This window comes from Paenibacillus terrae, from assembly GCF_005217525.1.
Lineage (GTDB): Bacteria > Bacillota > Bacilli > Paenibacillales > Paenibacillaceae > Paenibacillus > Paenibacillus terrae_C.
In genome coordinates this window covers 86031-92318 of record NZ_PNXQ01000002.1, presented here as the reverse complement: position 1 = coordinate 92318, position 6288 = coordinate 86031, and the positions used below count along the sequence as shown (strand labels likewise).

Sequence of the window (6288 nt, the reverse complement as noted above, 5' to 3'; positions counted from 1 at the left end):
AGAAATATTCGGAGTCATTTGAAGAGCAGGTGCAAGTATTACTGGATGAAGAAATCCCTGTGTTTAGTTTTACCTTTGGCATACCACCGCAAGATGTGATCCAAACGATGAAGCAGCGTGGAACAATTGTAATTGGTACAGCAACAACAATTGAAGAAGCCAAACAATTGGAAGCGGCTGGTGTAGACGCAATTGTAGCCCAGGGAAGTGAAGCTGGGGGACATCGCGGCACATTCTTGAAGAGCGTTTCCGACACTCAGATAGGCACCATGGCTCTTGTTCCGCAGATCGTGGATCATGTAACAATTCCAGTCATCGCATCGGGAGGCATCATGGATGGAAGGGGGCTTGTAGCAAGCCTCGCATTAGGAGCCGCCGCCGTACAAATGGGAACTGCCTTTCTGGCGTGTCCCGAAAGCGGTGCTCATACAACGTACAAACAGAAGATTCTTTCAGAAAATGAGGATTGCACCGAAATTACTCGCGTGTACTCTGGCAAAGCCGCACGAGGTATTCGAACAGAATTTATGAATGACATGCATCGGTATCCCGGAAAAATTCCTGCCTACCCAATTCAAAACGCAATGACGAGGGACATTCGCCAGGCAGCTGCAAAAGCGAATAACTCTGAGTACATGTCACTCTGGGCGGGCCAAGGTCTTCGGTTAGCCACTGATCGCTCTGCCGCTGCAACTGTCAAACAGACGATCGATCAAGCAAATGTGCTTGTCAAACTAATCTTTAATCTTCGAAGAGTCGGAGACTAATACAATTAACTGGACATTACGCTAACGGGAAACGTTAGTGGAATAACCAGGGAGCAGATTGCCGTTGCAGCTGTTCCCTAGTTTTCATTGAAGTAACGGGCAGGTTAGTTTAAATACATATTCAACTTAGCAATCAATATAAAATTACAATACTGGATTGTAGAACGCTGATTGCAAAGTTATAGAGCTCTATTAATACTTAGCCTTGTCAAATTATGCATTTCTGAATAATTTAACACATACCACAAAAGAGAGGGAAGAAACATGAGTGAAGTTAGATTTGGCAATGTTAATGTTGTTACATGCTTAGAAGATGTGAACAAACTACACGTTCAAGTATTAACTCTTTTGGGAGATTGGATTGGCGTTGCAGGGAAACCAATAACTATTCATGATATGACGGCTTCCGCCTAAGGTATGGCAACTTCGAATGCTCGTCACTCGGGTCAGAGGAGAAAGAACATAGCCCTATAGAAACCCGCGCTAGGCGCATTTTTTTCATTTTAAAGGGTCAAGTTCATGTCCTTGGTCAGGTACAAGAATTTGACCCTATTGCCGATAGTGGACATGAACAAGTCCTTATAGCCGTTGACTACACAGAGAATCTATTCCGCTACTCTGGAGAGTGGGACGGGGTAACAGGTCTTCAGTATATGCGCAGCCGCTGGTATGATCAAACAAAAGGATACCTTTCTCCAAATAGCTTTACGGAATACTCAGAAACTGCCCGGGTAAAATGGTACGGATAAGATGATGTATTAGAAATATTTATATCGGAATTTTTGGATATTAAAGCTAACTTATTCCCTGTGTTTTTACCAAGGCACAACTCCATTTTCATCAAAAAAGCTACCAGTTGGACCATCATTATTGATTGTGGCAAGCTTAACTACACTGGAAGCTGCTTGTTCGACTGTGCGATAGCCACTATTACCATTTAAATCGGTAGCTGTAAATCCAGGGCAAACCGAGTTGATTTTAATAGGAGTATCTCTTAATTCTTTAGCAAAGAAAACAGTTAAAGCATTTACAGCCGTTTTGGAACTATTGTAGGCGAGCGAATTCACATTATAAAATTCCGACGTTGGGTCTGAATTCAAAGTTAAGGAACCTAATCCGCTGGAAAGATTTACGATTCTTCCGGCAGAAGATTTTTTGAGCAATGGAAGTATTGCTTTAGTGACAGAAAATACGCCGAAAACGTTTGTCTCATATGTGTTCTTGAGAACGGACAGTTCCAGTTCACTTGGAGGTGTGTTGCCTTCAAAAAACACGCCTGCATTATTAATCAAGATATCAAGGTATCCATATTCTTGTTCAATCCATTCTACTGCGGAGAGAACGGAGCTGGGGTTTGTGACATCAAGAACCACCGTTTTAGCTTTAATGTTCTCCGTTTCTAAAAACGTTACGGCCTCATGTCCTTTTTCTTCGCTTCTTGCTCCTATTAAAATCACATACCCCATGTTTCCCAATTGTCTTGCTGTCTCAAAACCAATACCTTTGTTGCCACCTGTAATTAATACGATCTTGGATTTATTCATAAAATTGCCTCCCTAATCTATTTTCTAAAACCTGTACCTACGAAAATGTATTTAATTCTTATATTTGTCACTGCTATTTAGATTCTCTCATTGTAATCGAGACATATCTCCTTTCATTTCTGATATAGTTAATATAGTGGAAATGATTGATACTTGTAAGTACGCACATTTTTGTAACTTAATGAATGGAGTGGCGATATGGGATATGGATTAAAAGAATATGGCGATTGCAGTGAAGAGGTTATAAGGGCCTGCCCTGTTGAAATGGTTTTACATATGATAGGAGGAAAATGGAAGGGAATCATTATCGACATTTTATCCGAAAAATCGGTCAGATTTAATGAACTTAAACGATTAATACCAGGGATTTCACAACGAATGCTGACTTTACAACTCAGGGAACTCGAGGCGGATGGAATTGTGAAGAGGATAGTAGATGACACTGTGCCACCCAAAGTAGAATACTTCCTCACTGAACAAGGAAATAAATTGTCGAGTATCATCGATTCTATAAGAGTATGGGGAAAAGAGTTTCTATCCTAAGTCTGCGATCGGGAAGTCTTAGTGGATAGCCGTATACTTACTCTCTGACGATAGATATGACGAACCAAAGAAGAATCTCTTTGGAGCTGGTGCTTTATATTTGTTTCAGTGAATGCGGATGAAATTAATATGTAAGATGCGAACTGAGTTCCAGTGCGCAAATCACCAAGAGATATGCGGCTGAAAATATCGTCGGAAAACAAATCGTAGGCGTCGTCAATTTTCCACCGCGCCGCATAGCGGGATTCAATTCGGAAGTTTTGGTTCTGGGCGGACTGCCTGAACAGGGAGATGTCGTGCTGTTGAAGCCGGATTTCGATCTACCCAACGGAACGCAAATCAGATAATAAAGGCAAAACCCACCGTGCAAGGCGACAGCCTTACGGTGGGTTTTAATTTCTTAAATAACCCTGTATGATTTGTTATTACCACCCTTTCTTGTTCTCAATTATACAGTAATTGGAATTGTTCGTTCTTATATGGACTCTTTAGAAATTTTCATATTTGAGGTCATTAAGCTAACGGGGAACGATAGCTCAATAAACACAAAGAGACGGCAACCGATAAAGTGGCTACCGTTTTCTCAACTAACGGGCAGTTCTTTAGTGACTTACCATAGTAATATATGGTTTATATGCATTATTTATTGTTTAAATCTGTCCAAATATAGGTGATGGATAATGAAGTAATGCATGAAGAAGATAGTATCATTGGGTTCATCAATCACTTCCATTTCCTAAGATAAAAATAGAAATTAAAGTAAATTATAGGAAGAGTAATTATACCTATGAATAATATTCTAAGTTGGAAAATAGCAACAAATCACAGATTAGTTATGCCCACCAGCTCCATAAATTGTGAGAGAGCACTGGTCATGTACGAGTCACGACGCCTTATAAACACAGTGGGCACTGTTCTGTACGGTTCCGGTAATGGATGACAGTTAAGTCTTCCCTGCATCCGTGATTCAACCATAGATATTGGTAAGACGGTGACTCCTAACCCGTTTTCAACGCATTTAATGACACCCTCTAGAGTGCCATATTCCATCACCTTCATAGGAGCATAGCCATTGTCCTCTAGCCATCGCTGCCAACGTCCCAAATAGATGCAATGCGCGAATGACGAAAGCAGTGGTTCATGTAAAATCAATTCTAATTGGAATGGTTCTGGAGAGTAGCTTGTAATCAAAACTAGAGATTCTTCAAAGACAGGGTATTCAACAATTTCCGGATGAAGAATTGGCCCATCCACAAATGCGCCGTCTACCTTATATTTGAGAATGGTACTAACCTGATCTACAGTAGGTGCCATATATAAGCTTAGTTCTACTTGTGGAAATTTCTTGTGATATTGTGTAAAAATCAATGGCAATCGTGTAGAAGCAGTTGACTCCATAGCTCCAATGCGCAAAGTTCCCCGCGGGGCAGAAGAAAGCTTAACTGCCTCAATCGCTTCCTCGAAATCGTAAAGCAACTTGTTTACATGCGGCAACAGTTCACGTCCTGCGGGCGTTAAGGATACCTTCTTATGATATCGATATAACAGAGGAACGCCCAACTCTTGCTCAAGACGTTGTATTCGTGCAGTAACGTTGGACTGTACATAATTCAATTTCTCAGCAGCTTTTGTAATGCTTTGTTCAATTGCTACTGCCTTAAACACCTCCAAAGATCTAATGTCCAAAGCAACTCTCTCCTTTTTGCATCACAAAATTTGATTATCTATACACTATTTTTTAATTTTACGTGATGCATCGCAGTATGTAAACTTAGTGAATAAGAGGGATTTACACCAAAACCAAGTGATTGAGTACCTCGTTATCTGATGATGAGGAGGTGAATGGGGAAAAGGAGATTCTAGCCGGGGCAAAATGAAGCACACGTTACCAATAATGAGGAGGGAATCTCATGATTTCGAAGGTCAATGTACAAGATAAATTTTTGCAAATAATTGATTATTGGAATCCCAGAATAGGCGGAGAGTTAAACGATTCATACGTAAAAATGGTAAAGATCAAGGGTGAATTCATTTGGCATCACCATGATCACGAGGACGAAATGTTCTTCGTATGGAAAGGGAAACTACTAATCCGTTTGAGAGACGGTGAAATAGCTGTTAACGAAGGGGAGTTTGTTATTATACCTAAAGGAGTTGAACATCAGCCAATTGCTGAAGAAGAGGTCCATGTACTATTAATCGAACCCAAAACTACTCTAAACACGGGAAATGTGGTGAATGAACGAACCGTTTCGATTCCTCAACGAATTTGATGAAACGCTCATCAGTGAAATAATTATACTGATTTTGATTCGATCCTTAGCTAATGATTCAACTAATGGGAAACGCTATTTGAACCAATAGTCTAAAACCTCTTAATAGAAGCAAACTAGAATTAATTGCCCTAGTAGGAGGTTTTATTATGATTTTAAGCGAACTTTGGCGTCATTATGAAGCGGATAAGCGAATTCCTAAGTTTTTGATGGAAGATGTAATTCATATGAAGATCTCTTGTCAGACACTAAGAGAAAGAGCTTTACTTGAGTTTCTCTACAGCACAGGTTACTTCACCACAGAGTGTAAAGTATGGTTGAAGAAGTATTTAGCCAGTCGTGAGGACTCCTGTAAAGCCTTATTTGTAACTGATACAAATCCTGTTAAGCGAATGGCCATTCCAACGCTCAGGTGGGCATTAAAGTGACTGGCAGATCGCGGAGCGGTCTAGACAAATGTGTACCCCCATCGATTCCGTCATACTTATGCATGTCAGCTGCTTGATAACGGAGTACCTGTAGATTTTATCCAAGGCATGCTGGGTCATGAAAAAGCCTAACCACGCAAATCTATGCTCAGCTCCGTGGAGAGCGTCGGAGAGAAGTGTATCGTCGATTTTTTTAGTATGTTAGCGGCTGATTCTCCTTTAGAGATCCGCCGTATTCAACTAAAGGGCAGGATAGTTAACAACAAACAAGTCAATAATATGGTATATTGAATATCAATAAAAAGGAGAGATTAATATTAATTACCAATCTATTAATCTGAATGAGAAATTATCTAAGTTCAATGAACATTGGTCTCCGAAAGTCATTGGTGAAATGAATGACTATCAATTTAAATTGGTCAAGATAGATGGGGATTTTGTATGGCACGATCATCAAGATACCGACGAGGTGTTTATCGTGCTCGAAGGGGAGATGTTCATCGATTTCCGCGATGGCCAAGTAAAGATTTCCCAAGGAGAGATGTTTATTGTACCAAGGGGTGTCGAACACAAAACTTTCGCTAACCAGGAGTGTCATATCATGTTGGTAGAGCCAAGGGGCGTAGTAAACACTGGCGAGACTGAGTCAGAATTAACAGCAGTCAATGATATTTGGATCTAATGCATTTAGCTTCAATTCGATTACATCGTTAAAGTAACGGAAACGTTAGTT

General features: G+C 40.4%; 9 protein-coding genes and 1 pseudogene. 8 read left to right on the top strand and 2 right to left on the bottom strand.

Annotation, left to right across the window (positions count from 1 at the left end; genetic code table 11):
* Nucleotides 1-767, top strand: a 767-nt coding sequence (locus C1I60_RS02180; protein ID WP_252361526.1) for an NAD(P)H-dependent flavin oxidoreductase, incomplete at its 5' end; no start/stop codon positions are given.
* Between the two features lie 264 nt (nucleotides 768-1031).
* A complete protein-coding gene (locus tag C1I60_RS24355) occupies nucleotides 1032-1181 on the top strand; it encodes a hypothetical protein (protein WP_158309127.1) in 150 nt (49 codons plus the stop codon).
* 401 nt (nucleotides 1182-1582) lie between these two features.
* On the opposite strand, the gene C1I60_RS02175 is transcribed toward C1I60_RS24355, so the two are convergent.
* On the bottom strand, nucleotides 1583-2311 hold the full coding sequence (locus C1I60_RS02175) for an SDR family oxidoreductase (RefSeq protein ID WP_137060308.1): 729 nt from the start codon (nucleotides 2309-2311) through the stop codon (nucleotides 1583-1585).
* A gap of 198 nt (nucleotides 2312-2509) precedes the next feature.
* On the opposite strand from C1I60_RS02175, the gene C1I60_RS02170 reads away from it, so the two are divergent.
* Nucleotides 2510-2854, top strand: a complete 345-nt coding sequence (locus tag C1I60_RS02170; RefSeq protein ID WP_137060307.1) for a winged helix-turn-helix transcriptional regulator — start codon at nucleotides 2510-2512, stop codon at nucleotides 2852-2854.
* 146 nt (nucleotides 2855-3000) lie between these two features.
* Nucleotides 3001-3201, top strand: a pseudogene (locus C1I60_RS02165) (tRNA-binding protein); the annotation flags it as partial.
* A 475-nt stretch (nucleotides 3202-3676) separates the two neighbouring features.
* Here C1I60_RS02165 and C1I60_RS02160 read toward each other — a convergent pair.
* Nucleotides 3677-4540 (bottom strand): LysR family transcriptional regulator, encoded by an 864-nt coding sequence (locus C1I60_RS02160; protein ID WP_137060306.1) that lies wholly within the window; start codon nucleotides 4538-4540, stop codon nucleotides 3677-3679.
* Nucleotides 4541-4764: 224 nt separating this feature from the next.
* On the opposite strand from C1I60_RS02160, the gene C1I60_RS02155 reads away from it, so the two are divergent.
* The 4 genes from C1I60_RS02155 (at nucleotide 4765) to C1I60_RS02145 (ending at nucleotide 6237) form a co-directional block, all read left to right on the top strand.
* A complete protein-coding gene (locus C1I60_RS02155) occupies nucleotides 4765-5127 on the top strand; it encodes a cupin domain-containing protein (RefSeq protein ID WP_137060305.1) in 363 nt (120 codons plus the stop codon).
* 149 nt (nucleotides 5128-5276) lie between these two features.
* A complete protein-coding gene (locus tag C1I60_RS25115) occupies nucleotides 5277-5555 on the top strand; it encodes a site-specific integrase (protein WP_252361525.1) in 279 nt (92 codons plus the stop codon).
* 30 nt (nucleotides 5556-5585) lie between these two features.
* Nucleotides 5586-5687 carry a tyrosine-type recombinase/integrase gene (locus C1I60_RS25110; RefSeq protein ID WP_252361524.1) on the top strand — a complete coding sequence of 34 codons (102 nt, stop codon included), beginning with the start codon at nucleotides 5586-5588 and terminating at the stop codon, nucleotides 5685-5687.
* Nucleotides 5688-5871: 184 nt separating this feature from the next.
* Nucleotides 5872-6237 (top strand): cupin domain-containing protein, encoded by a 366-nt coding sequence (locus C1I60_RS02145; protein WP_137060304.1) that lies wholly within the window; start codon nucleotides 5872-5874, stop codon nucleotides 6235-6237.
* The last annotated feature ends 51 nt before the right edge of the window (nucleotides 6238-6288 follow it).

Bases quoted from the DNA above. Each gene is read 5' to 3' on its own strand.
- C1I60_RS02170 (WP_137060307.1), top strand. From the start codon at position 2,510: ATGGGATATGGATTAAAAGAATATGGCGATTGCAGTGAAGAGGTTATA.
- C1I60_RS02175 (WP_137060308.1), bottom strand. From the start codon at position 2,311: ATGAATAAATCCAAGATCGTATTAATTACAGGTGGCAACAAAGGTATT.
- C1I60_RS25115 (WP_252361525.1), top strand. From the start codon at position 5,277: ATGATTTTAAGCGAACTTTGGCGTCATTATGAAGCGGATAAGCGAATT.
- C1I60_RS02155 (WP_137060305.1), top strand. From the start codon at position 4,765: ATGATTTCGAAGGTCAATGTACAAGATAAATTTTTGCAAATAATTGAT.
- C1I60_RS24355 (WP_158309127.1), top strand. From the start codon at position 1,032: ATGAGTGAAGTTAGATTTGGCAATGTTAATGTTGTTACATGCTTAGAA.